This is a genomic window from uncultured Sphingomonas sp. (assembly GCF_913774285.1).
Lineage (GTDB): Bacteria > Pseudomonadota > Alphaproteobacteria > Sphingomonadales > Sphingomonadaceae > Sphingomonas.
The window spans coordinates 46338-70302 of the sequence record NZ_CAJYHX010000037.1 but is presented as its reverse complement, the minus strand read 5'-3'; the positions used below and the strand labels follow the sequence as shown (position 1 = coordinate 70302).

Annotated in this window: 18 protein-coding genes and 1 tRNA gene; 11 read left to right on the top strand and 8 right to left on the bottom strand. The window is 66.8% G+C overall.

Annotated elements, in window-relative coordinates:
- From QZ670_RS20010 to QZ670_RS19975, 8 genes are all read left to right on the top strand, one after another.
- A partial coding sequence (locus tag QZ670_RS20010; protein WP_294259049.1) for a glycoside hydrolase family 92 protein occupies positions 1–1242 on the top strand: 1242 nt, incomplete at its 5' end.
- On the top strand, positions 1242–3446 hold the full coding sequence (locus tag QZ670_RS20005) for a hypothetical protein (RefSeq protein WP_294259047.1): 2205 nt from the start codon (positions 1242–1244) through the stop codon (positions 3444–3446). The genes QZ670_RS20010 and QZ670_RS20005, both read left to right, overlap by 1 nt.
- Complete coding sequence (locus tag QZ670_RS20000; RefSeq protein ID WP_294259044.1) at positions 3443–5365, top strand: alpha-L-fucosidase; 1923 nt, start codon at positions 3443–3445, stop codon at positions 5363–5365. The genes QZ670_RS20005 and QZ670_RS20000 overlap by 4 nt, the downstream gene beginning before the upstream one ends.
- 245 nt (positions 5366–5610) lie before the next feature.
- On the top strand, positions 5611–6615 hold the full coding sequence (locus tag QZ670_RS19995) for a N(4)-(beta-N-acetylglucosaminyl)-L-asparaginase (RefSeq protein ID WP_294259041.1): 1005 nt from the start codon (positions 5611–5613) through the stop codon (positions 6613–6615).
- A 21-nt stretch (positions 6616–6636) separates the two neighbouring features.
- Positions 6637–9405, top strand: coding sequence for a TonB-dependent receptor (locus QZ670_RS19990; RefSeq protein ID WP_294259039.1), 2769 nt, complete (start codon positions 6637–6639; stop codon positions 9403–9405).
- A gap of 183 nt (positions 9406–9588) precedes the next feature.
- Positions 9589–9664: transfer RNA gene (locus QZ670_RS19985), tRNA-Thr, on the top strand.
- Between the two features lie 126 nt (positions 9665–9790).
- Positions 9791–9916: a hypothetical protein gene (locus QZ670_RS19980; RefSeq protein ID WP_294259038.1), complete on the top strand. Its 126-nt coding sequence runs from the start codon at positions 9791–9793 to the stop codon at positions 9914–9916.
- A 338-nt stretch (positions 9917–10254) separates the two neighbouring features.
- Positions 10255–11052: a DUF1349 domain-containing protein gene (locus QZ670_RS19975; RefSeq protein ID WP_294259035.1), complete on the top strand. Its 798-nt coding sequence runs from the start codon at positions 10255–10257 to the stop codon at positions 11050–11052.
- 59 nt (positions 11053–11111) lie between these two features.
- Here the strand turns inward: QZ670_RS19975 and QZ670_RS19970 are convergent, their stop codons facing one another.
- Entirely contained in the window at positions 11112–13127 is a 2016-nt protein-coding gene (locus tag QZ670_RS19970) for a response regulator (protein WP_294259033.1), read from the bottom strand.
- Complete coding sequence (locus tag QZ670_RS19965) at positions 13124–14608, bottom strand: ATPase domain-containing protein (RefSeq protein ID WP_294259030.1); 1485 nt, start codon at positions 14606–14608, stop codon at positions 13124–13126. The genes QZ670_RS19970 and QZ670_RS19965 overlap by 4 nt, the downstream gene beginning before the upstream one ends.
- A 418-nt stretch (positions 14609–15026) precedes the next feature.
- Between QZ670_RS19965 and QZ670_RS19960 the strand changes: the two genes are divergently transcribed.
- Both QZ670_RS19960 and QZ670_RS19955 read left to right on the top strand, forming a co-directional pair.
- Complete coding sequence (locus QZ670_RS19960) at positions 15027–15803, top strand: hypothetical protein (protein WP_294259029.1); 777 nt, start codon at positions 15027–15029, stop codon at positions 15801–15803.
- A gap of 31 nt (positions 15804–15834) precedes the next feature.
- A complete protein-coding gene (locus tag QZ670_RS19955; protein WP_294259024.1) occupies positions 15835–16365 on the top strand; it encodes a metallophosphoesterase family protein in 531 nt (176 codons plus the stop codon).
- A 150-nt stretch (positions 16366–16515) separates the two neighbouring features.
- Here the strand turns inward: QZ670_RS19955 and QZ670_RS19950 are convergent, their stop codons facing one another.
- From QZ670_RS19950 to QZ670_RS19935, 4 genes are all read right to left on the bottom strand, one after another.
- The gene (locus QZ670_RS19950) at positions 16516–16761 is read right to left on the bottom strand and encodes a hypothetical protein (protein WP_294259022.1); all 246 of its coding nucleotides are present in this window, start codon (positions 16759–16761) and stop codon (positions 16516–16518) included.
- 30 nt (positions 16762–16791) lie between these two features.
- Positions 16792–17073 carry an HU family DNA-binding protein gene (locus tag QZ670_RS19945; protein WP_294259020.1) on the bottom strand — a complete coding sequence of 94 codons (282 nt, stop codon included), beginning with the start codon at positions 17071–17073 and terminating at the stop codon, positions 16792–16794.
- 227 nt (positions 17074–17300) lie between these two features.
- A complete protein-coding gene (locus QZ670_RS19940) occupies positions 17301–18311 on the bottom strand; it encodes a patatin-like phospholipase family protein (protein ID WP_294259018.1) in 1011 nt (336 codons plus the stop codon).
- Positions 18308–19165 (bottom strand): MBL fold metallo-hydrolase, encoded by an 858-nt coding sequence (locus QZ670_RS19935; protein WP_294259014.1) that lies wholly within the window; start codon positions 19163–19165, stop codon positions 18308–18310. Before QZ670_RS19935 ends, QZ670_RS19940 begins: the two co-directional genes overlap by 4 nt.
- 157 nt (positions 19166–19322) lie before the next feature.
- Between QZ670_RS19935 and QZ670_RS19930 the strand changes: the two genes are divergently transcribed.
- On the top strand, positions 19323–20816 hold the full coding sequence (locus QZ670_RS19930; protein ID WP_294259008.1) for an MFS transporter: 1494 nt from the start codon (positions 19323–19325) through the stop codon (positions 20814–20816).
- Between the two features lie 4 nt (positions 20817–20820).
- On the opposite strand, the gene QZ670_RS19925 is transcribed toward QZ670_RS19930, so the two are convergent.
- Together QZ670_RS19925 and QZ670_RS19920 are read right to left on the bottom strand one after the other, a co-directional pair.
- Positions 20821–21561: an SDR family oxidoreductase gene (locus QZ670_RS19925; RefSeq protein WP_294259005.1), complete on the bottom strand. Its 741-nt coding sequence runs from the start codon at positions 21559–21561 to the stop codon at positions 20821–20823.
- Between the two features lie 2 nt (positions 21562–21563).
- The gene (locus QZ670_RS19920) at positions 21564–23783 is read right to left on the bottom strand and encodes a hypothetical protein (protein WP_294259003.1); all 2220 of its coding nucleotides are present in this window, start codon (positions 23781–23783) and stop codon (positions 21564–21566) included.
- Positions 23784–23965: the final 182 nt, after the last annotated feature.

The window sequence follows — 23965 nt, the reverse complement described above, 5'->3', positions numbered from 1 at the left end:
AGCACCTTCTCCACCTGGGACACGTACCGGGCGCTGCACCCCTGGCTGATCCTGACCCAGCCCGCCCAGGCCAAGAAGCTGATCGACGACATCATCCGCCAGACGCAGCAAAGCGCCTATGGCCCGCCGGTCTGGACGCTGCAGGGCAAGGAGACGGGGATCATGATCGGCTGGCACGGCACGCCGATCATGGCCGAGGCGATGGTGAAGGGCATTCCCGCCGATTACGCCGCCGCCTGGCCTGGCATCGCCAAGCGCAGCTTCGACTTCGCCGCGCCCGACCTGGACAACAGCAAAGGCCGCGACCTGTACGACGCCAAGGGCTATGTCCCTGCCGACAAATGGTGGGAAAGCGTCAGCCGGACGCAGGAATATGCCTATGACGACTGGGCCGCGTCGCACATCGCGCGTCGCGTCGGCAAGGCCGCCGAGGCCGACCGGCTGCTCAAGCGCTCGGGCAACTGGCGCAACGTCATCGATCCCTCGATCGGTTTCGCCCGTCCCCGCTTCAACGACGGCAGCTGGTGGAAGGATTACGACCCCGTCCAGCTCGGCCATATGCCCAAGCCCTGGTGGCGCGACTATACCGAGGCGAATGGCTGGCAGGCGACCTTCCTCAACCAGCACGACGTCTATGGGCTGATCCGGCACATGGGCGGCGACGCGACGTTCGAGGCGAAGCTCGACGCCCTGTTCAACGCGCCCTCCACCCTGCCCGACAATGCGCCGCCGGACATTTCGGGGCTGGTCGGCCAATATGCGCATGGCAACGAGCCGGATCAGCATGCGCCCTATCTCTACGCCTATGTCGGCGCGCCCTGGAAAACCCAGGCGATGGTGCGACGCCTGTGCACCGAGATGTACAAGAACGACCCGGACGGGATCATCGGCAACGATGATTGCGGCCAGATGAGCGCCTGGTTCGTGTTCTCGGCGCTCGGCTTCTATCCGGTCGATCCGGTCGAGGCGGCCTATGTGTTCGGGTCGCCGCTGTTCGAGCGGGCGGAAGTGACCGTCGGCAACGGCCGCAAGCTCGTGATCGAGGCACCGGGTAACCGCGCCGACACGCCGTACATCGCCGCCGTGACCTGGAACGGCAAGCCATGGACCAGAAGCTGGATCGCGCACGCCGATCTGGTGAAGGGCGGCACGCTGCGCTTCACCATGTCGGCTAAGCCGAACCCGGGGTTCGGGCGTGCACGCGCCGATCGGCCGCCGTCCAACGGCCGTACGCCGGGCTGATGCTCCTCGCCGCCGCGCTCCTGACGACGACGGCCCCCTGCGTCGCCGCCGGTGCCGGCGGTGCAGTGGCGGCCGACCTGCTGCGCGCGCGGCTGGAGGAACGGCATGCGCCGTGCGCGCAGGTGTTGCTCGCGCCGCAAGACAGCGTGGAAGCTGCCCTCCCCGCCTCCCGCCGGGCGGCATGGCGCAAGGTGGCGCCGAAGCACGTGCCGCGCGAAGGCTTTGCCGTCCGCCGGATCGGCGACACGCTGGTGATCACCGCGCTGGGCACACGCGGGCTGGTCTATGGCGCGGGCTGGTATTTGCGGACCGGCGCGCGGCCGCTGCGCTACGACAGCGCGCCAGCGCGGCCGGTGCGGCTTACCCAGATCGGCTATCGTGCCAAGAACAACAGCTATGATGCCTGGACGCTGGCGATGTTCCGCCGCCGGATCGAGGATTACGCGCTGTGGGGCGCGAGCGGCGTGCAGGTGATCGCGCCGGTCTCCGACGACGATGCCACCAGCCCGCTCTTCCCCGCCCCGCCGCTGGAGACGCTGCGCGGCATCGGTGACTTCGCGCATCGGCTCGGCATCGACTTCGCACTCTATTATCCCAACCTGCACGACTATGACACGCAAACCGAGCGCGACCACGAACTCGGCCGCTTTCGCCTCCTGCTCGGGTCGTTGCCGCAGGTCGACGCACTCTACGTCCCCGGCGGCGACCCCGGCCGTGCGGCGCCCGACCGGCTGTTCCCGCTGGTCGCCGACGAAGCCGCCACCCTGCGCGCGCGCAACCCGGACGCCAGCGTCTGGATCTCCACCCAGGGCTTCGACGCGGCGGGGCTCGACACCTTCTACGCCCAACTCGCCCGCCGCCCGCGCTGGCTGACCGGCATCTTCGCCGGACCCCAGACGCGCGATCCTGTCTCCACCCAGCGACAACACCTCCCCGCCGGCTACCAGCTGCTCCTTTATCCCGACATCGCCCACACCATGCACGCGCAAGTGCCGGTCGACCGCTGGAGCCCCGCATTCGCGCTCACCGAGGGCCGCGAGCCGATCAACCCGCGTCCGCGCGCGATGACCGCGCTGTTCCGCCATCTCGACCCCGGCAGCAGCGGCTTCGTCACCTATTCCGAAGGCGTGAACGACGATGCGAACCAGTTCCTCTGGTTCCGCCTCGGCTGGGATCCACAGACCACGCCCGAGGCGTTCGCACGCGACTATGCCGCGGACTTCGTTGGCGATCCCGCAGCAGCCAAGGCGTTGTTCGCGCTGGAAGATAATTGGGCCGACGATCCCGCCAAGAACGCCGACATCGATGCCACGCTGGCTCTGGTCGACGGACTCCAGCCCGCCACCTGGGCCGATTGGCGGGTCGACGCGCTCCGCTACCGCGCGGTGTACGATGCGATCGTCCGCCACCGCCTGATCGCCGCCCGCGCCCGCGAGGCCGCCGCCCTTGCCGCCCCCGATGCAGCGACGGCACGCGCAAGGCTGGCCGAAGCCGATCCGGCGCCCGTACCTGCGCTGCGCACCCGCCTGTTCGCCCTCGCCGAGCGACTCTGGCAGGGCGCGCGGCTCCAACTCAGCGTGAAGCTGTACGGCGCCTCCAATGTCGAGCGCGGCGCCAATCTCGACCGCGTCGACGTCGATCTCAACAACCGCGTCTGGATCGAAAAGCAGCTCGCCACGCGCACCCCGGCCCAGCTGGCAGATTACGCCCGCGCAAAGGAAGGCGCGCTCTACGACGATCTCGGCGATCCGTGGAACGCACCCCACCTCGTCCGCGGCAGCAGCCCGGTCACCGATCCGCTGCGCTTCCACGGCGCGGTGGAGGGCATCGCCGACCGCACCCCGAACGATGGCTGGCGGATGTCGTGGATCAGCTATGCCGAGAGCCTGTACGACGCGCCGCTGCGGCTCCACTACACGGGCCTCGACCCAACACGCCGTTACCGGCTTGTCGCAACCTATGCCGGCGAGGATTATTGGCTGCCGATGCGGCTCGTCGCTAATGGCAGCATCGAACTCCATCCGCCGCTCGATCGCCCCACCAACCCGATGACGTTGGACATCCCGCTCCCCGCCGCCGCCACCCATAGCGGCACGCTCGATCTCGCCTGGACGCGCCCCGCCGGCATGGGCGGCAGCGGCCGTGGCCATCAGGTCGCCGAGACCTGGCTCATTCCCGAACCCCTCTCCGGAGAACGCAAATGACGACCCTTTCCCGCCGCGCGTTGGTCGCCGCCGGCATCGCCACCCCGGCGCTCGCCCATGCCGCGACCGGCGCCGCCACCCGGACACCCGCCCCCAAGCCCTATGGCGCCACGCCGAGCGCCCGCCAGTGGAAGTGGCACCAGCGCGAGCAATATGCCTTCATCCACTTCTCGATGAACACCTTCACCGACAAGGAATGGGGCTATGGCGACGAGGACCCCAAGACCTTCAACCCCAGCGACTTCAACGCCGACCAGATCGTCGCGGCGGCCAAGGCGGGCGGGCTCAAGGGCCTGATCCTGGTCTGCAAGCACCATGACGGCTTCTGCCTGTGGCCGACCAAGCTGACCGAGCATTGCATCCGCAACAGCCCCTACAAGAACGGCCAGGGCGACATCGTCCGCGAGATGTCGGATGCGTGCAAGCGCGCCGGCCTGCCCTTCGGCGTCTATCTCTCGCCCTGGGACCGCAACCACCCCGAATATGGCCGCCCGGGCTATATCGCCTACTACCGCGCACAGCTGACCGAGCTCTGCACCCAATATGGTTCGCTGTTCGAAGTGTGGTTCGACGGCGCCAATGGCGGCGACGGCTATTATGGCGGCGCGCGCGAGACACGGAAGATCGACGCGCCCGCTTATTACAACTGGCCGTCGATCGTGGCGCTGGTCCACCAGCTCCAGCCCGATGCCTGCACCTTCGATCCGCTCGGTGCGGACATCCGCTGGGTGGGCAACGAGGACGGCGTGGCGGGCGATCCCTGCTGGCCGACCATGCCCAACCACCCGTACGTCCAGAGCGAGGGCAATGCGGGCGTTCGCGGCGGCGCGCTGTGGTGGCCGGCGGAGACCGACGTCTCGATCCGCCCGGGCTGGTTCTACCATGCCGACGAGGATTCGCGGGTGAAGAGCCCCGAGCGGCTGATCCAGCTCTATGACGAGTCGGTCGGCCGTGGGACCAATCTGAACCTCAACCTGCCCCCCGATCGCCGCGGCCGCATCGCCGACCAGGACGTGAAGATCCTCAAGAGCTTCGGCGACGCGATCCGCGCCACCTTCGCGACGGATCTGGCGAAGGGCGCAGTCGCCCATGCCAGCGCGACGCGCGGCAGCGCCTTCGCGGCCGCACGCGTCCTCGATGGCAATCGCGAAACCTATTGGTCCACCCCGGACGGCACCACCACGCCGACGCTGACGCTCGACCTCAAGCCTGGCACCCGCTTCGACGTGATCCGCTTACGGGAATATCTGCCGCTCGGCACGCGGGTGACTCGCTTCGCGGTGGATGCCGAGATCGACGGCACCTGGCAGCAACTCGCCGAGAAGGAATGCATTTCCGCCCAGCGCATCCTGCGCCTTCCGCAGCCGATCGCGCCGCGCCGGGTGCGGCTGCGCATCCTCGAGGCGCCCGCTTGCCCGGCGATCAGCGAGTTCGCGCTGTTCCGCTCGGTGGCGCCGGTGCCGGTCGCGCCGATCGTCTCGTCCGACCCGACCGTGATCGACACGCGCACCTGGAAGATCGTGAGCGCGCCCGGCACCGGCGCAGAGAAGCTGCTAGATCGCGATCCCGGCACGATCTGGACCGCGCCCTCCCCCAAGGCGAACGCGCCGGTGGAGGTGACCATCGACCTCGGCAGCGAAACCGCACTTGCGGGCTTCAGCCTGACGCCGTCGCGCCATGTGATGACCGATGCCGCCCCGCCCAAGGGCTATGCGGCCGAGGTGAGCACCGACGGCAAGACGTGGCAGCCCGCCGCCAGCGGCGAGTTCGGCAACATCGCCTATGCGCTCTCCACCCAGCGCATCGGCTTTGCGCAAGCGCGCAACGCCCGCTATCTGCGCCTCCGCTTCGGCGAAACCGCGCTGCCCGAGCCCAAGCTGGCCATCGCCGAGATCGGCGGCTTCACCGCGCCGCGCTGAGTCGATCGCGCGGCGCAAGCGGGCCGGAGCGCGCGTGCCGCGCTTCGGCCCGTTGCGTTTCGGCAACAACATATCCGAAAAACGTAACGGATGAGACCATCCACTGCCATATATAAAACCAGTTTCTTTATTTGGTATTGTATACCGATGGGACCTATGACAGCATCCCTGCCAAGCGGTGACAGCAATGTGACTCCGCGGGCAACGAGGAGAGCGGCGCAGCGGTGCCGCGTGGGGATGCGACGATGGGACTGGATCGACGCGATGCGTTGAAATTGGGGCTGGCAGGCGCGGCCGTGCTGCCGGCCGCATCGGCGATGGCGCAAGGCTCGGCCAAGCGCGCACTAATTGTCTCGACCTGGGACTTCGGCGCAGCCGCGAACGCCGCCGCTTATGCCCAGTGGAAGAAGACCGGCTCGCTGATCGATGCGGTCGAGGCCGGCGGCTGGGTGCCCGAAGCAGACGCCAAGAACCACTCAGTGGGCCTGGGCGGCTATCCCGACCGCGACGGCCATGTGACGCTGGATGCGATCATCATGGACGACCGCGGCAATGTCGGCGCAGTCGCGGCATTAGAAGACATTCTCCATCCCGTCTCGGTGGCGCGGCGCGTCATGGAAAAGACCCCGCACACCTTCCTGGTGGGCGAAGGCGCGCGCCAGTTTGCGCTCGAACAGGGTTTCCCGAAGACGCGCCTGCTGACGCCGGAAGCCGAGGCAGCATGGCGCGATTGGCTTAAGACCGCCCAGTACAAGCCTGTAGCCAATATAGAAAATCAGCGCGGTTCGGCGCTGGACCATGACACGATTGGTATTGTCGCCTGTGATGCCAATGGCCGCCTTGCGGGCGCCTGCACCACCTCGGGCATGGCCTTCAAGCTGCGCGGCCGGGTCGGCGATTCGCCCCAGGCCGGTTGCGGCCTGATGGTCGAGCCCGATGTGGGTGCGGCGACCTCCACCGGTGTGGGCGAGGAAGTGACCCGCATCGCCGGTTCAGCCCGCGTCGTGTCCTCGATGCGCGCAGGCATGGACCCGATGGCCGCCTGCCGCGAGGCCGTGCTGCACATCGCCAAATTGCGCGGCGATGCCGTGAAGGACGCGCAGGTCGCGTTCCTCGCCATCGACCGCCACGGCCGCGTGGGCGCCTATGCGCTCCAGCCGGGCTTTACCTACGCGGTTACCGATCTTGCGGGGAAAACAACGGTTCTGCCGGCGCAGAACCTGCGGTCCGCGGCAAGCAACAATCTTTGAAATAAAGGGATGCTGACCACCATGCGTATGACATCGACGACGTTGAAGACTTCCTCCTGCGCTGCGGCGCTGCTCGTTGCGGCGTTCGCCGCGCCTGCCTTCGCCCAGGACGCCGCGCCGCAACCCGCGCAGAGCGAGGGCGACACGGCGAGCAGCGGCGACGACATCGTCGTCACCGGCATCCGCGGCAGCCTCCGTCGCGCGATCGAGGTGAAGCGCAACGCCAACGCGGTCGTCGATGTCATCTCCTCGGAAGACATCGGCAAGTTCCCGGATCGCAACGTTGCCGAATCGCTGTCACACATCCCCGGCGTCAGCATCGACCGCCGCTTCGGCGAGGGTGAGAAGGTCGCGATTCACGGCACCGATCCGGCGCTGAACCGCATGCTGCTGGATGGGCACGGCGTCGCCTCGGCCGATTGGGGCGGCAACGACAACGACCCCAGCAGCCGCACCTTCAACTATTCGCTGCTCGCGCCCGAACTGGTCGAGCGCCTCGAAGTCTACAAGTCGCCGGAAGCGCGTCTCGAGGAAGGCAGCATCGGCGGCAGCGTCATCGTCCGTACCCGTCGTCCGCTGGACCTGAAGGCCAACACGCTGTTCGGTTCCGCCGGCTATTCGTACAATGACCGCGCCGAGAAGGGCAACATTCGCGGCTCGGGCCTGTACAGCTGGAAGAACGATTCCGAGACCTTCGGCATCCTCGTCGCCGGCACCTACGACAAGCAGAACCTCGTCCGCGGCGGTGTCGAGTTCTTCGGCTATTCGCCGGGCAAGGACTTCTTCCAGACCGACGCGAACGGCAACGTCCTGAACGACGCCAGCGGCCAGCCCCTGCTGAAGAACCCGAATGCGACGATCAACGGCGGCACCCGCCAGGACGTGCTGAACGCGCGCTACCCGTTTGGTATCAACCACGCCTTCTTCCAGCAGGAGCGTGAGCGCACCAGCCTGTTCGGCGCGGTCGAATACAAGCCCACCCCGAGCACTCGCATCACGATCAACGGCCTGCACATCGACGGCAACTACAACAACTACAGCCAGTCGCTGTACGTGATCCCCGGTGCCTGGTCCGGCGCGCTGGCGCAGTCGCTGACCGTGGATCGCGGGCTGATCACAGCCGGCAGCTTCGGGGCGGCCGACCGCGACGTCACCCAGAACGCCCAGCTCGACACGCTCGTCCGCAGCACCAAGCTGAAGACGGACAACTATAACGGTGTGTTCGAGTGGACCGCACCGGACGGCGGCAAGATCACCATCGGCGGCGGCTGGAGCAAGGCGACCGGCGGCAAGACCCCCGAATATCTGTTCGATACCCAGGTCGGCCTGCCCTACAGCTACGCCTTCACCGGCAACAGCGCCAAGGTGGACTTCACCGGCGATCTGAAGAACCCGGCGAACTACTTCAACAGCAACAATGTCGAAGCGCAGACCATCGACGGCGTTCCGATCATCGTCAACGGCAAGCAGCTGGTGGCGGCGCGCAGCGGCGGCATCGACATCAGCAAGACCACTGACGAAGATATGTACGGCAATATCGACATGGAATTCCCGGTCGACATCGCCTTCTTCACCAAGGTCCGCGGCGGCCTGAAGTACGTCCACCACATCAATCGCCAGGATGCCGGCGGCAGCAACACCTATCGCGCGAATCCGTACACGGTCGCCGACCTCGGCGTGCCGACCTCGGTGACGCCGGACAATGTGTTCAATGGGCTGAACTCGACCGGCAGCGGCAACGTGTTCCTGAACCTGCCGCGCCAGTCGGTGATCGACATCCTCAACAACTCGATCAACATCCCCGTCGCCAAGCCGACCTCGACCTATTATGTCTCGGAGAGCACGGCGGCCGGCTATGTGCAGCTCGATTTCGAGCAGGGCGGCGTCCGCGGCAACCTCGGCGGCCGACTGGTCTACACCCAGCAGATCTCCAACTCCACCAGCCAGGTGAACCAGGGCGGTACCCCGATCTTCGTGCCGAGCTCGGTCTCGCACGACTATGTGAAGTTCCTGCCCTCGTTCAACATCGCCTATTCGGTGCGTCCGGACGTGCTGGTGCGCGGCGCCGTCGCCAAGGTCATCGCGCGCCCGCGCTTCAGCGACCTGGCGGGCTCGTTCAGCCAGAACGACATCACGCTGGACGCCGGCGGCGGCAATCCGGACCTGAAGCCGTACGAGTCGACCAACTACGAAGTCTCGGCCGAATATTATCCGCGCCCGGGCGCCGTGCTCTCGCTCGAACTCTTCCGGCGTGAGATCGGTTCGTACATCATCAACACCCGCCAGGAAGGCGTTCAGCTCTTCAACGGCCTGACGCAGCGCTTCACCGCCTATGGCGTGTCGCGTCCGATCAACGGCGGCAATGCCAAGGTGAACGGCGTGCTCGTCGCCGGTCAGGCGGAGATCTGGGGCGGGTTCGGCCTGCAGGCCAACTACAGCTATGCCGATGCCTCGACCGACAACGGGCTCAACATGCCCTATCTGTCGCGCCACACGGTCAACGTGATCCCCTATTACGAAAAGGGGCCGATCCAGGCGCGCCTGAGCTACAACTACCGCTCGTCCTACTTCCGGACGATCGGCCGCCTGAACTCGATCGACATGGTGGCGCCGTACAGCCAGCTCGACTTCTCGGCCAGCTACCAGCTGACGCCGCAGATCTCGATCAGCGTCAACGCGCAGAACCTGCTCGACGAGACCTATTATCAGTATAGCGGCGACCGCCGTGCGCCGACCGCCTTCTACAAGAACGGCCGGACCTTCGCGGGCAGCGTCAGCTTCCGCCTGTAACCGACACGCTGCGCTCCCGGGTTTACGCCCGGGAGCCTGGCCACCGACGGTCGAAGCGCCGCCTGCCAGCACCTGCCGGCGGGCGGCTTTTCGTAGGCGCGGCCCGCATTGCCCCCTTCCCGCTTGACCCGCTGCGGCAAACCGCGCAGAGGCTGGCGCCACCTCGCTTCGCGGCAAGCCAGGGCCGGTTTAGCTCAGCTGGTAGAGCAGCGGTTTTGTAAACCGAAGGTCGCGGGTTCGATTCCTGCAACCGGCACCATTTCTCGATCCCACGGAATCCCATACGGCTTTGCAATGCCAAGTGGGCCCTTTTTGCAGGATTACGGGCCGCAAACTTGGCATGGGGCCCCACCCGTTCGGGCCCTCGCTACGAAAGGCCTCAACCATGGCTCTGAGCGGCATCGCAATTCGGAAGGCCAAGACCCGCGACGAAGCCTACAAGCTGTACGTCAAACCCGATTTCCCCGAGGCGAAGACGGACTGGCCGTTCCTGTGGTTCGAGAACGAATAGACGGTCAGCACCACCACTGCCTACATCCTTGCCGCCCGCGCTGCGATGGCGGCATCGGAAGAGGCGAAGTAGCGCTGGCCCGGTGCGGCGGTTTCTCAGAATGCGACTGTGATCGAGGAGTCGCCGCAGCAAACCAGCAGTCGACGATCTACGCTTTGAAAAATGCAGGAACGTCCGCTTCTACGATGTGCCTGGAGGTCCGGAATCGGCTCGAAGTTGGCGCACGGCGGCTGGGGAAGGCTCTGCCCCCGTCTGTTGAGAAGTCGACGCTGCCAGCGCTTGCGGGGATCTGGCAAAGCAGACATGTTCGCCTTCAACGCCTGGGATGAGAATGTCTGATGCACATGGCTTCTGGAAGGTTCGTCTCGAAGGCAGCATTGCTATCGACAACCCTCGCGCTGCTGGCTGGCGCCGCGCCTGTAGCACAGGCGCTCCGCCACCCTGTACCGCATACTCGCGGCGCCGCAGACAGCGATGTCGATGCGGCGGCCTCCGATACAGCGCCGCCCAGGAGCAAGCCCGTCTCTGATGGCGTTCTGCCTGGCCGTCTGAGCGCACTTCCGTTTGCGTTGAAACTGACTGGCCGCGCGGAGACCGTCACCGTAGCTGGAGACAGTCTCACCGTCGTCGCGCCACCGGGCAGCGACCTGTATGCGCCGGCCGGCGGACCGGCGAAGGACACGGCGCCCCGCGTGACCTTCACGCCGCAGGGCGACTTCATCTTCTCGGCGCGGGTGACCCGCCCCGACAAGGGGAAGTATGAAGGCGGCGCGTTGATCATTTCCGCGTCACCTGACCACTGGGCCAAAATACTGTTCGAGCGGTTGAACGACGCGACGCATGCGGTCAGCTCGAGCGTCGCAGATCCGGTCAGCGACAATTCTTATCACATGCGACTTCCCGCAAGCGTAGCCGCGGTTTGGCTCAAGATCGTGCGGGTCGGCGGATCGGTGATGCTATATGCATCAGAAGACGGAAAGCGTTGGGAGATCCTCCGGGACTTCCCCCTCGCTGCTTCCGCGGCAGTGGACGTCGGCTTCGTGGGTCAATCACCCGGCGGCGGTCCCTTCGCGGCCCGGTTCAGCGACGTGCACTATCAAGCCACATCGCTGAAGGATTATTGGCAGGGAACGTAGGGGCGGCCTGCGGTTGCGCCGCCTATCGCCCTTACGCTTCGTTGGCAGCGACAGACCGACTAAAGACGGGTATCAGGCGGGTCGATCAGTCGATCGATGGCCAGCGCAATGTCGATTTGCCGGAACGGCTTCGCGAGCTGTGGGAGCGGTACGTCCAGATCGCCGCCTGCATAGCCGGTGACGATGAGGATCGGCATCTGCGGGTGGCGCTCGCGGATACGCTCCGCGACTTCGGTTCCGTTCATGCGCGGCATCATGTAATCCGACACCACGGCATCGATCTGAATGCCGGTCCGCAGCTTGGCCAGCGCCTGCGCACCGCCGGCCGCCTCATGGACCTCGTGGCCCAGTTCGCGCAGCATCTCCGCCGTGCCCCGGCGCACCAGCTCTTCGTCGTCGATCAGCAGCAGCCTGAGCGGACGCACCGGCTTGCCGGCGACCGGCAGCCGCGCCGACAAAGGCGCGGCGCTCGCCTTGGCAACGGGCAGATACAGGTCCGCCCGGGTGCCTTGCCCGACATTGCTCTCCAGCTCGAACGCGCCGCCGAGCTGCGCCGCCAGCCCGTGCACCATCGACAGGCCGAGACCGGTGCCCTTGCCGACGTCCTTGGTCGAGAAGAAGGGCTCGACCGCCTTGGCAAGCGTCGCCTCGTCCATCCCCGCTCCGGTATCGATCACCGATATGCGGATATAGGCGCCGGGGTTGAGCTTGCTTGCCCGGTCGGACCCCAGCACGACGCGATCGGCGGCGATGGTCAGCACACCGCCGCCCTCCATCGCGTCGCGGGCGTTGACGCACAGGTTGAGGATGGCGAGCTCGAGCTGGTTCGGATCCGCGATGCCGGCGGGCAGATCATGGACGGAAAGCATCCGCAGCTCGATCGTCGGGCCGATCGAGCTGGCGATGAGGTCGCGCATCCCCTCGAACAGCTGGGTGATGTCGACCGCGCGCGTTTCCAGTGCCTGGCGGCGCGCAAAGCCGAGTAGGCGGCTGACCAGGATCTTGGCGCGCTCCGCCGATTGCAGCGCGCCATCCAGCAGGCGCGCCGATCGCGGATCGTCGGCACCGTAGCGCCGATTGAGCAGGTCTAGCGCACCCGTGATCGGGGTCAGCAGATTGTTGATGTCGTGGGCGACGCCCCCGGTCAGCTGGCCGATCGTCTCCAGCTTCTGCGCCTCGTGCAGCTGGGCGATCACCGTCTCGCGCTCGGCGACCGTCGCCGCGACACGCGCTTCGAGGCCCTCGTTCAGCTCGCGCAAATCCTGCTCGGCACGCTTCCGCTCGGTCACGTCCTGGAAGATGACCGCGACCGCCTTCCGGCTGGAGGGCTCGACGCGGAAGGCCGAAAGCTCGAGTTGCCGCCGAGTGGCGACCAGTTCGCGCTCGAAGCGGATCGGCTCCCCGGAGACCAGCACCTGGCGATACAGCGCGACCCAGCCAGCAGCCTCGTCGGGCACCATCTCGCGCACCTTCTGGCCGACGACGTTGGCGATGCCGGTATGTCGTTCATAGGCGGGGTTGGCCTGCACATGGACATAGTCCGACAGCGGGCCTTCGGGGCCGTCGAGAAACTCAATGACGGCGAAGCCTTCGTCCATCGTGTCGAACAGCGTGCGGTAGCGGGCCTCGCCCTCGCGCAGTTCGGTGAGCCGTGCCCGCGCCTCATATTGTCGCTTGCGCGCCCGCAGCGCAGAGCGCGCGAGGCTGATCAGCGTGGTCGGGTGGAAGGGCCGCTCCAGGAAGGTGACATTGCCGAGCACCTCCAGATAGCGCACCGCCGCCGGGTTGCGCTCGAGCCCCCCGCCCCGGGTGGTGAGCAGCACGAACGGCATGTCCGACCACTCCTCCTGGTGCGACAGCCAGTCGGCGAGCGGGTTGAGGTCCGCGCTGGTGATAGCCTCCTCGGTCACCAGCACGAAGGCAGCGCCGGCATCAAGCTCGGTGATCAGTGCGAGCAGCGACGGGCAGACGGTCGCCTCGATACCGCCCTCGGTCAGCATCGCCCCGGCGATCGCCGCGTCGCGGCCGCGCGGCGCCAGCACCAATGCCCGCTCCGAAAGCGTGCTGTGCTTCACGTTTCGGGATCGTCGAGCAGGGTCGCCTCGCCCACCATGACCGGCACCCCGCGGAGCACACCCTGGAAATTGGCCAGCGGTGGCCCCAGCGTAAGCCCGCGCGCGCCGATGCGGTATTCTCGGATCGTGTCCTCGTGCGGACCCGTACGCTTCTTCACCACGGAAACGGCGCGCCGCACCCGACCCAGTGCCTCGAAATAGCGCAGCAGGATGACGGTGTCCGCCAGATAGGTGACGTCCACCGGCGACTTCATGTCGCCGACCAGGCCGTGCTGCGCCACCGTGAGGAAGGTCGTGGCGCCGCGGCGGTTCAGATACTGGAGCAGCTCGTGCACATGGAGCACGAGCGCATTCTCCCCCGGCATCGCGGCCTGATAGCCGTTGAGGCTGTCCAGCACGACGGTGCGGGCGCCGTGCGTCTCGATGCAGGTACGCACTCTTTCGGAGAACTCGCCCGGCGTCAGCTCGGCGGCATCCACCTGTTCCAGCACCAGCGCATCGGCCTCGATCATCGCCTGCAGGTCGATGCCCAGCCCCTTGGCCCGCTCGATCAGCAGCCCGCGTTCCTCGTCGAACACGAACATCGCCGCGCGTTCGCCGCGCGCAACGGCATTGCGCACGAAGGTAAGCGTCATGATCGACTTGCCGGTGCCTGCCGGGCCCAGCACCAGCACGCTGGAGCCGCGCTCGACGCCGCCGCCCAGCAGCGCGTCGAACTCGGCCATGCCCGTGCCCAGCACCGCACGGTCCACCGGCCTTTTGTGTTCGGCCGATACCAGCCGGGGAAAGACCCGTACGCCGCCGGTCTCGATCGCGAAGTCGTGGAAGCCGCCGCGAAACCGCCGGCCGCGATATTTGATCACCCGCAGCCGCCGGCGCTCCGCGCCATATTCGGGCGCGAGTTCCTCCAGCCGAACAACGCCGTGCGCGATCGAGTGGACGGTCTTGTCGTTCGCATCGGTGGTCAGGTCGTCGAGCATCAGCACGGTGGCGTTCTGCCGTGCGAAATAATGCTTCAGCGCCAGGATCTGCCGACGATAGCGGAGCGAGCTCTGCGCGAGCAGCCGGATTTCCGAGAGGCTGTCCAGCACCACGCGATCGGGCCGGACGCGCTCGAACACGTCGAAAATTCGCCGGGTGGTCTCGCCCAGTTCGAGATCCGAGGAGTAGAGCAGGCTCTGCTGCTGCTCCTCGTCGAGCAGGTTCTCGGGCGGCACCAGCTCGAACAGCTCGAGCCCCTGCAGGTCCCAGCCATGCGCGGTGGCGGTGGCGCGCAACTCTTCCTCGGTCTCCGAGAGGGTGATGTACAGGCAGCGCTCGTCCGCGGCCGCGCCCGCACGCAGGAACTGCAGCGCGATCGTCGTCTTGCCCGTGCCGGGGCTGCCCTCGAGCAGGAATACGCGTCCGCGTTCCAGGCCGCCGCTCAGCACGTCATCCAGTCCGTCAATCCCGATGACGGCTTGGGTCCTCGCTCCGATCATATCTTCTCCTGGGAGCGGGCCTGGCGCAAAGCAACGCCGCAGCCAACCCGAACTTCGCGTTATTACGTGGAATCCCCAGCTGTTAGCAAGCGCGGCACAGTTGCGATAGATGCCGCCTATCTGCACTTTCCCGCATCTCTTGCCTTTGCGCTCGCGACCTTGAAGGGACTGCAGCGCACCAACGCTTCAAAGCCAATTCGTCGCGGATAGAAGTCCGGCAACTCCCAAGTCGCGAAGGCTCCGTTGCAGCCCAGGATCTCGCGCCTCCACGCAGGCAGCGGTCGCCATAGCTGCCCGTGCTGGTATAGCTGTGCCCAACGGATGCGGCGCGCGGGTCGGTGCTTTTCGCTTCCGACGACGTGACGATACAGGACGGAGACTTCCGATGGGTGCGAGAAAATTGCTGGTCGCAGCGGCGATGGCGCTCGCCGCGACGGTCGGGCTTGCCGCCTCCGCCGCAGCACCCGAAGCTCCGGCGGTCGCGCGGACCATCGATCTGGCAAAGGCCTTCAACACACGCCCCCCCTGGACGTTCCTGTCGCCCCAGGCTCCGGACATCCCCGATCCGATCTTTGACGAGCCCGGCGAAACCGCCCCCGGCAAGATCCGCCTGTGCATCAGCAAAAATCGTGGCAGGACCTGTTCGCCGGTACTGGATGATGTCCTGACCGTGCAGGGCGAGCCGGACAGCTTCTCCGAGGCGCATTATCTGAACGACGCCCGGATCGTGTATCCCGCCGCCGGCACACCTTTGCTGCTGCTCCAGGTGGGCAGTCTCAAGGCCATGAACGGGGACCAGCGCATCGGCACGGTGGCGCTTGCCTATGATCGTGCGAAGGACGCGTTCTTTGTCGCCTATGAACGGCGTACCAATCGCAACAACAATCAGGAGGTGCGGTACATCGCCGCGGGCCCGTTGCGAGGCGCCATCATCTCGGCCGAGCCGACCGACAATGCGCCGTTCGGTTTCTGGGTGACGGTGAACCGGATCGGCGCCGACCAACATTATGCCGAGGTCCTGCGCTATCGCAGCGCCACGCGCTATGGTGACGGAAACAGGCTTGCGGTGATCGATTCCGAACGCCCGGAACTCTATCGGCGGCTGGGGCTCTGGCGGCCCGGATCGCCGCTGCCGCTGCCAGCGGGCCCCTGCCCCAAGCCGCACCTGGTCCGCGGTGCGCTCTGGTGCCAATAGCACTTGCGTCGTCGCACCCGGTGGAGCCGGCATGCAGCGGCCGGGCGACGGCGTTACGCTGATGGCGGTATTCTTCACCTCGGACACCCATTTCGGCGACCATCGCACGATCAACATTCATCGCCGTCCTTTTGCCTCGGTCGCCGAGATGGACGCGACGCTGGTGACCCGCTGGAATGCCGTCATCGGCCCGGCTGACACGGTGTGGCACCTGGGCGATGTCGCGCGGCGGCCGGGCGATGTGCCAGGGCTGCTCGCCCGGTTGAACGGCATCAAGCATCTGCTCCGCGGCAACAATGACCCGTCGGCGACGTGCGCGGCGGAGGGATGGTCGAGCGTGCAGGACTATGCGGAGATAGAGGCGGAAGGCCATGCGATCGTGCTTTGCCACTATCCGTTTCGAAGCTGGAACGGGCAGCACCGCCGCGCCATCAATCTGCACGGTCACAGCCATGGCAAGCTGAAACCCATGCCGCGCCAGTTCGACGTGGGCGTGGACGTCCACGGCTTCGCGCCCGTCTCGCTGGCCCAGCTGCTCCCGGCGGAAGCGCCGAAGGCCTGATCGATCTGCCACGTCGAGCTGCAGGGACTCCAGCGCTTCTGGATAGCGTCTGCTGCTAGGGGCGATTGCGGCCTCTCTGGTGACGACCTCGCGCACAAGCAGGGAAGGCGCCTACGACCCTGCCGCGACTTCGCTGATGAGGTTGCGCACTCAGCGGTGCGCCGGGTCCTGGCGGTAGCGGACGTGCCGGGCCATCTCGAACGGGAAGGTTCCCAGGCCGACCGGCGCCTCGAGTACCTTCAGCCGCGGATAATGCGCCCGCCTGCGACAGATCAGCGATGGCAGCGTCGCGCGATAATCGGTGACCGCGACCATCTCCGCCACCGCGAAGAAGTTGGTGCCGGAGATCGCCACGTCGCGCTTGAGCTGCTGCTGCGCCAGTGCCTGGAAGTGCATCGCGCAACCAACAGCGAAGCCCTACCAAGGCTATTGATGGTTCAGGCGGTGCCGGATGTCCTTGGCCGGCTTGAAGTATGGGACAATGGTGGATGCAACCTCGACAGCCTCCCCTGTTCGCGGATTTCTCCCGAGTCGTGCATCTCGGCTCCGCGCAGAAAAGATTCCAAACCCTCGCAGTTCGACGCGGCCCCCTTTGCGCAGTTGGCTGACGATTTCATCAAAGAAGGTAGAGACGATGTGCTCCACCTCTGGAACCGAAAGGGATGTGTTCTCCTGTAGCAGGCAGCTAACCAACTCTGAACGTAACATTCTTCCCTCCCGTGCAAGCATCGGCGGTACCGGCGTTACGTGGCAGCTTTATGAGTGCGCAGATAGGTAAAAACACGGTGATCGCCTTCGTCGGGCGAAAGCTCGGGTGGGATCTCAACAGCCAAGATGCCGTTGCAGTTGTCCGACCCAACAATCCGCATAGCCTCCTCCTTCGTCCAACGAAGTTCAGGGAGCCGACGGGCAACACGACAATTTCGGATCCGCGCTCATGGTGCGCTCTTGGCGAATCCGGGCAGGAGATGGAGGCCCCCACCGCCGATCGGGAGCGTGCCGCCGGCGATGCGGCGGGCAAGGTCGATGCCATCACGAAGGCCGTGTTCCCAGCGCTGGCGAACCGAGGCGGGCGAGAAATCCATCGCCTTTCCCGCTACTTCTTGCTGCTGATCGGCATAGAGCAGTTGCGCCAGCGTCACCGAGCAGCCGCGATAGGCAGGGTCGGTCGTATATTGCGCCTGCCAGCGTGCGATCGTGCGGCGCGTCTGACTCGCGAAGGTGAGGTCCTGCGCGCGCGCCGCCATGTCCCCCAGCGTGTCCGGACGGCCGCTGCGCATCGGCAGCAGGTCGACGGCGATGCAGAGCGTTGGGCGTTCCGAGGGCGTCGACAGCACGGCATCTAGCGGCAATTTGGCGGAAAGGCCGCCATCCACATAGAGCCGACCGTCGACGGCTACCGCCGGCAAGGCCGGCGGCATCGCCGCGCTGGCCCGGACATGCTCCACACCGATCGGGCGATCGCAGGTGTCGAAGGCCGTTTCCGCACCGCTTTCCAGGTCGACCGCGACCGCCGTGAAGCGCGGTGCGCCGTCGTTCAGCCGCGCGAAGTCGATGCAGGACTCCAAGGTCGCAGCGAGCGGGCCGGTATCGTACAGCGCCGGCGTGGGCGCGGCGAGCAGTGCGGTGCCCAAGGGTCCGAACACACCGGGCCGGCCGCCGAGCAACGTTGCGCCCGTGGCTATGGTCCTACGCCACGTCTCTGGCCAGGCCTGCCACCAGTCGAAGCCATCCGACCGCCAGAACGCTGCGAGTTTCGTCAGCGCGGCGTCTGGCGCGTTGCCGGCGAGGATCGCGCCGTTGATCGCCCCGGCGGAAGTGCCGACGATCCAGTCTGGGGCGATGCCGCCCTCGTGCAGCGCCTGGCAGACGCCCGCCTGGTAGGCGCCCAGCGCGTTGCCGCCGGCCAGTACCAGCACGATGCGGAGATCGTCCCTCGCCGTCAAAGCGGCTGCCCCGCCTGACAACGCTCTAACTCGACGGCGTCGTGCGCGCAGGCGATCGAGACCTCGTCGCGCCGCTCCATAGAGAGGCGCCGCAGTCGCGCCTGGTTCGCCATCCGGCTGTCGGCATCGACTTCCATCAGTCGCTGATAGGCGCGGAGCCCCGGCGTGCAGCGCCGCCGCGCGTCGCGCATCTCGCCGCGGTAGAAATAGGCGTCGCCCGCATGAAGCAGCCAGCGGCCATCGTCGCGGCGGACGGCCACGCCGGCATGGCCCCAGGTGTGACCGGGCAGCGGCACGAGCAGGATCTCGGGCGGCAATCCCTCCAGGTCGCGCACCGCATCGAAGCCGAACCAGCGCTCGCCCCGCGCGCCATAGCCGCGCCATTGCTGGACGCCGTCCAGCTGGGGCAGCCGCCAGCGGTTGCGCGCGACGACGCCCGCATGCGGGCCGGTGGCGTCGTCATACTCGCGCTGCATCACATGGACGACGGCGTTGGGGAAATCCTCCAGCCCGCCGGCGTGATCGAAATCGAGATGGGTGACGACGATGTGGCGCACGTCGTCCGCCCGAAAGCCGAGCGCCTCGATCTGGCGAACGGCGGTCTCCGCCTCGTGCAAGCGGATGTTGAGCATCGTCCGCCAGGCCCGGGTGATGCGCGGTGCGCCGGGCCCGTGCGGCTGGGTGACGTCGCGCAGGCCATAGCCGGTATCCACCAGCACCAGGCCGTGCGCGTCGGTCTCGATCAGCAGGCAGTGGCAGACCAGCCGGCCCAGCGGCGCGATCGAGCGACCGTCAAACAGCGCGCCGCCCAACGGGCAATCGGTACCGCAATTGAGATGGTGGATCCGCATCATGCTCCTCGACATCTGGCTGCAAAGCGTGATCCCTCAACCTCCGAACCGAGAACATCGCCCCTCCCCCATTCCAAATTAGCCTAACTTTTTCTGTAACTTATGTTGCGCGCACCGGTCGCACCGGGGCACCTCGCCATGCGCCGCACGTTTCCGCGCCATGATCAGCCTGCAGCCGCAACGCGAAGTGTCGTCCGAAGAGCGCGAGCGCGGGCTGCGCCTGCTCGTCACCGAGGCGATCTTCTCGGGCGGCACCGCGGCGCTGACCACCGGCGTGATCCTCACCGCCTTCGCGCTGCACCTCGGCGCCTCCAATGCGATGGTCGGCATTCTGGCGAGCGCGCCCTTCCTAGCACAGCTGCTCCAGCTCCCGGCGATCGGGCTGGTCGAGCGGCTGCGCGCGCGGAAGCGGATCGCGGTGTTCACCAGCCTGATCGGGCGGCTGATGCTGGCGATCATGGCGGTGCTCGCCTTCTTCAGCGGGACCCTGCCGCTGCTCGCCTTCCTCGCCGCGCAGCTGATACTGTGCGGGTTGGGCGCGATCGGCTCGTGCGCGTGGAACGCCTGGATGCGCGACCTCGCGCCTGAGGAACGGCTCGGCACCGTCTTCGCCAGGCGGACAGTGTGGCTAACCGCGATCAGCCTGCTGCTGGGGCTCGCGGCGGCGCTGGCGCTGGACCGGACGCTGCCGGGTTCCTTTCAACGCGATCTCGTCTTCGCCGGCATGTTCGCGGCCGGCTGCATCACCGGTCTGATCAGCGCCCGCGTCGTTGCCGGCATGCCCGAGCCGCTGATGCCGCCCGCGCCGGGGCCGGTCGACCTGATCGCGCTGCTCCGCCGCCCCTTGCGCGACGGCAATTTCCGCCGGCTGCTGGTGTTCGTCGCCAGCTGGCAGTTCGCGGTCAATTTCGCGACGCCTTTCTTCACCGTTTTCATCGTCCGCCAGCTCCACTTCAACATCAGCTTCGTGATGGTGCTGAGCGTGGCGAGCCAGATCGCCAACATCCTCGCGCTACGCCTCTGGGGCACGCTGAGCGACCGCTTCGCCAACAAGTCGGTGCTGGCGGTGTGTGCGCCCGCCTACATCCTCGCGATCGTGGCGATGGCCGGCGCCTCGCAGTTCGCCGACCGCGAGGTGGTGAAGCTTTGGCTGGTCGGGCTGCACCTGCTGATGGGCGCGACGATCGCCGGGGTGACGCTGGCCAACACCAACATCGCGCTCAAGCTCTCGCCCAAGGGCGCTGCTACCGCCTATGTCGCGACCAACGCAATGGTGACCGCCGCCGCCGCCGGCCTCGCGCCGATCCTAGGCGGCCTGCTCGCCGACTTCTTCGCGGCGCGCCAGTTCGAGCTGCTGGCGCGCTGGAGCAGCCCCAACGGCGTCGTCGCCCTGCCCTTCGTGCTGACGCGCTGGGACTTCTACTTCCTGATCGCCGGGCTGATCGGCATCTATGCGATCCACCGCCTGTCGCTGGTCGAGGAGCATGGCGAGATCGAACGGCGGGAGATGGTCGGGCAGCTGCTCAACGAGACGCGCCGCACGATCCGCAACATCTCCAGCGTGGCGGGGCTGCGGTCTGCGACCGACGTCCCCGCCGCGCTCCTGCGCGATGCCCGCCTGCGGGCGCGGCAGCGGCGCGCGGGGCGATCCTAAGGGTTCAGCTCGTCTTCTGGACCAGCGGCTCGATCCGCAGGTTGACCACGTCGCTCGCCGCCCCGCGGGTGAGGACGAAGCGGATCGCCTCGGCGATTTCCTCGGCGTGGAGCATCTCGGCCTGCGCGACTGCCTCCGCCTTCTCGGCGTCGCTGCACTCCTGCATGTCGGTGTCGACCGATCCGGGCTGGATCACGCTGACCTTGATGTTCTTCGCCGCCACCTCCTTGCGCAACGTCTCGGCAAAGGCGTGGATGCCGGCCTTGGTCGCGGCATAGACGCTTTCGCCCTCGGCCTTGATCTCGGTGCTGATCGAGCCGACGAACAGCAGATGGCCGCCGCCCTGCTTTTCCATGCGCTTGACGGCGGCCCTGGCGGAGGCAAGCGTGCCGATCAGGTTCGTGTGGATGACGTAGCGCCAGTCGGCATCGTCCATCTCGTGGATCGGCTGCGCGCCGAGTGCCGCGCAGGTTACCAGCATGTCGACGCTGCCCAGTTCCGCATCGGCGGCCGCGAAGACGCTGTCGACGCCCTCCTTCGTCGCCGCATCGGCGACGATCCCGATGGCCTTCTCGTGCGCCGCGGTAAGCGCGATCGCCTCGTCCAGCGCTTCCTGGTGCCGCCCGAAGGTGAGGACGCGCGCCCCCGCCTCCGACAGCAGCTTTAGGGTCGCCCTGCCAATGCCGGTGGTGCCGCCGGTCAGGACGATGCGTTTGCCGGCAAGCGATGTTGTTTCAAGTGCCATGATCATTCCCAGGTGAGGATCAGCCGGCCGTTCGCCGGCACGACATAGTCGATGCGATCGTCGGAAGTGCCGCTCGGGCGGATCGCGTCGCCGCCCGCGGTGGTGAGGTTGCTCTTGGGCAGCCTGCGCCGCTTCAGCCGCACCAGCCGCACATTGGCGGTGGCGGTTTCGCCCGCGTCGAGCTGGATCGTCAGCGCCTGGTCGCCGGTGCGCTCGACGGCGCGGACGAGCGAGTCGCAGAACAGCAGGAACGGCGCGCCGTCGATGCGGTGGAAGGCGCGCGAGGCGAAGATGAAGGCAGCACCCGCACCGTACACCTCCTGCCCCACTTGGCCCGCCTGCTGCCCGTCGGGATAGAGGTCCTCCAGCGGGAAGGAGAGGTTGCGATCGACATGCCCGTTCGCGTCGCGCTGTTCCTCGGCGACCGCCTCCTCCGGCAAGGCATCGGGGTAGTAGTACCAGGCGCGCGAGAGCACGTATTTGCAATATTCGCCGATCAGCATCCGGGCTTCGGGATCGAGCTCCGGCCCGCCGTCGTCGAGATAATGGCCGAACGCGACATAGCTGTCGAAGCACTCGTACATCGCCATATAGGGCGCGTCCTGCAGGCAGGTGACCGCCAGGAACGTCTCGTACGCCGCCGCATGGCCGATCTGGCTGTCCCAGATCACCGCATTGTGCAGGAAGCTGGCGAGATAGACGTAGCTCTGCTGCAGATACACGTCGCGGTTGGTGACCCGCCACAGCCGCATGCAGGCGGCCGCGCCCCAGGCGGTGAGGTTGGCCTGGTAGTTGATGTCGAACCGCAACCCCATCGCCGCGTCGATCGCCGCCCGCACCTCGTCGAGATAGCGTTTGTCGTCGGTCAGCTCGAACGCCTGCAGCATCACCCAGGCATAGATGCCGCCGACATCGGTCTGGCCGCGACCGTCCGCGGGTGCCTCGGCGGTGATCACGCTGAAATCGGTGACATTGTACTGGATGGGCCAGCGATAGCCGAAATGCCGGGCGGCGCGGATGCCATAGTCGAGCGAGCCAAGGAACAACTCGCGTGCCTCCGCATCGCCGTCGAGCGCGAGGAAGCCCAGGTTCACCAGCGGGTGGTAGAGATACCAGCTGTCGACCGCATCGGCATCCTTGTCCTTGCCGACATTGGGAAGGTAACGCCGCAGGGTCTTAAGCTCGGGGTCGTAGAATTTCCGCAGCCCGGCTTTCAGTTCTGCTTCCAGCGGGTCCGGCTCGCCACGCCAGCTGCCCCAGTCGTGCAGCGCCGACACCACCGACATCTGCACCATGATGTCCGGATATTCGGCCGCCGTGTACGGATGGACATAGCGATGGCCATAGTGTCGGATGGTGGCTTCCGGCGCCTCCGCCAGGTCACGCAGCGACCGTTCGGCCCGCGCGACCCAGTCGCGATACGCCACCGGCGGCAGCTCGAGCATGCGATAGGCGGTGCCCAGCATCTGGAGGAATTGCCGGGCGGATTCACGCTCGTGCGGCGGCGCTTCGTGGCGGAAGACAAGGATCGCATCCGACAGCGTGACCGTCTCGCCGGCCGCCAGCGCCACCTCGGCAGGGTCGGCATTCTCCGGCGGCACCGGCAGCTTGTAGCCGAGCTCGGGCCAGGCACCGCCGACCGCCTCGCGCGGCTTGGTGCCGGTGGCGCGGAAATAGACGTTCGAGGCGGTCAGGTTCTGGACGTAGAGGACGTTGCCGAAGGCCGGTTCGTCGATGCGGAAATAGAGCAGCCCGGTGTTGATCCCGCGCTGCGACGCCTCGACGGTGCCTTCCGCGCGCAGGGGGTCGTCGCGACCACCCAGCGGATAGAGATCGCGGGGCACGAACGGCAGCACCATCGCCACCACCGGAGTGAAACGAGTGACGATCCGGACCTGCTCCAGCGCGTCCTGCGCGGCGACGAAGGACAGGACATGCTCGCCCAACCGGCTGGTCACACGCAGCCGCACCGCCTCGTCCGGCGCCGTGCGCGCCATCGCGACCTCGAAGGGCGCCGGGAGGAACGCCGCCCGGACTGCCAGCCCGCCCCTGCCGTCGCGGCGGATTATGGCGAAGATGGAATCGCCGGTTGCGACGATCTCCACCGCAAGATCGCCGATGTCAAAGCTCGCCACAGGCGCATCGGCCGCGCGCAGCGCATCCCGCAGGGTGAGCAGGTACGGGCTTGCCGGTGTCGCCTCGAGGATTGCCGTATTCGGCATGCGCCTCTCCGAACCAAGGAATGATCCTGGGCAAAGGATTGGCAGCGGCACCGGTTCCGGCGATCCGTAGCGGCTTTAACCCAGGCTAGGAGGTTTTCCGCGGCGTAGGTGCGCCCGAGCGCTTGTTGCGCTCCAGGAACCAATCGCGAGACTCAAACCGACAAGACGGTGCGACATGGCTG

Coding starts and splice junctions, on each gene's coding strand:
- QZ670_RS20005 (WP_294259047.1), top strand. CDS start 1,242: ATGCTCCTCGCCGCCGCGCTCCTGACGACGACGGCCCCCTGCGTCGCC.
- QZ670_RS20000 (WP_294259044.1), top strand. CDS start 3,443: ATGACGACCCTTTCCCGCCGCGCGTTGGTCGCCGCCGGCATCGCCACC.
- QZ670_RS19995 (WP_294259041.1), top strand. CDS start 5,611: ATGGGACTGGATCGACGCGATGCGTTGAAATTGGGGCTGGCAGGCGCG.
- QZ670_RS19990 (WP_294259039.1), top strand. CDS start 6,637: ATGCGTATGACATCGACGACGTTGAAGACTTCCTCCTGCGCTGCGGCG.
- QZ670_RS19980 (WP_294259038.1), top strand. CDS start 9,791: ATGGCTCTGAGCGGCATCGCAATTCGGAAGGCCAAGACCCGCGACGAA.
- QZ670_RS19975 (WP_294259035.1), top strand. CDS start 10,255: ATGCACATGGCTTCTGGAAGGTTCGTCTCGAAGGCAGCATTGCTATCG.
- QZ670_RS19965 (WP_294259030.1), bottom strand. CDS start 14,608: ATGATCGGAGCGAGGACCCAAGCCGTCATCGGGATTGACGGACTGGAT.
- QZ670_RS19960 (WP_294259029.1), top strand. CDS start 15,027: ATGGCGCTCGCCGCGACGGTCGGGCTTGCCGCCTCCGCCGCAGCACCC.
- QZ670_RS19955 (WP_294259024.1), top strand. CDS start 15,835: ATGCAGCGGCCGGGCGACGGCGTTACGCTGATGGCGGTATTCTTCACC.
- QZ670_RS19950 (WP_294259022.1), bottom strand. CDS start 16,761: ATGCACTTCCAGGCACTGGCGCAGCAGCAGCTCAAGCGCGACGTGGCG.
- QZ670_RS19945 (WP_294259020.1), bottom strand. CDS start 17,073: ATGTTACGTTCAGAGTTGGTTAGCTGCCTGCTACAGGAGAACACATCC.
- QZ670_RS19935 (WP_294259014.1), bottom strand. CDS start 19,165: ATGATGCGGATCCACCATCTCAATTGCGGTACCGATTGCCCGTTGGGC.
- QZ670_RS19930 (WP_294259008.1), top strand. CDS start 19,323: ATGATCAGCCTGCAGCCGCAACGCGAAGTGTCGTCCGAAGAGCGCGAG.
- QZ670_RS19925 (WP_294259005.1), bottom strand. CDS start 21,561: ATGGCACTTGAAACAACATCGCTTGCCGGCAAACGCATCGTCCTGACC.
- QZ670_RS19920 (WP_294259003.1), bottom strand. CDS start 23,783: ATGCCGAATACGGCAATCCTCGAGGCGACACCGGCAAGCCCGTACCTG.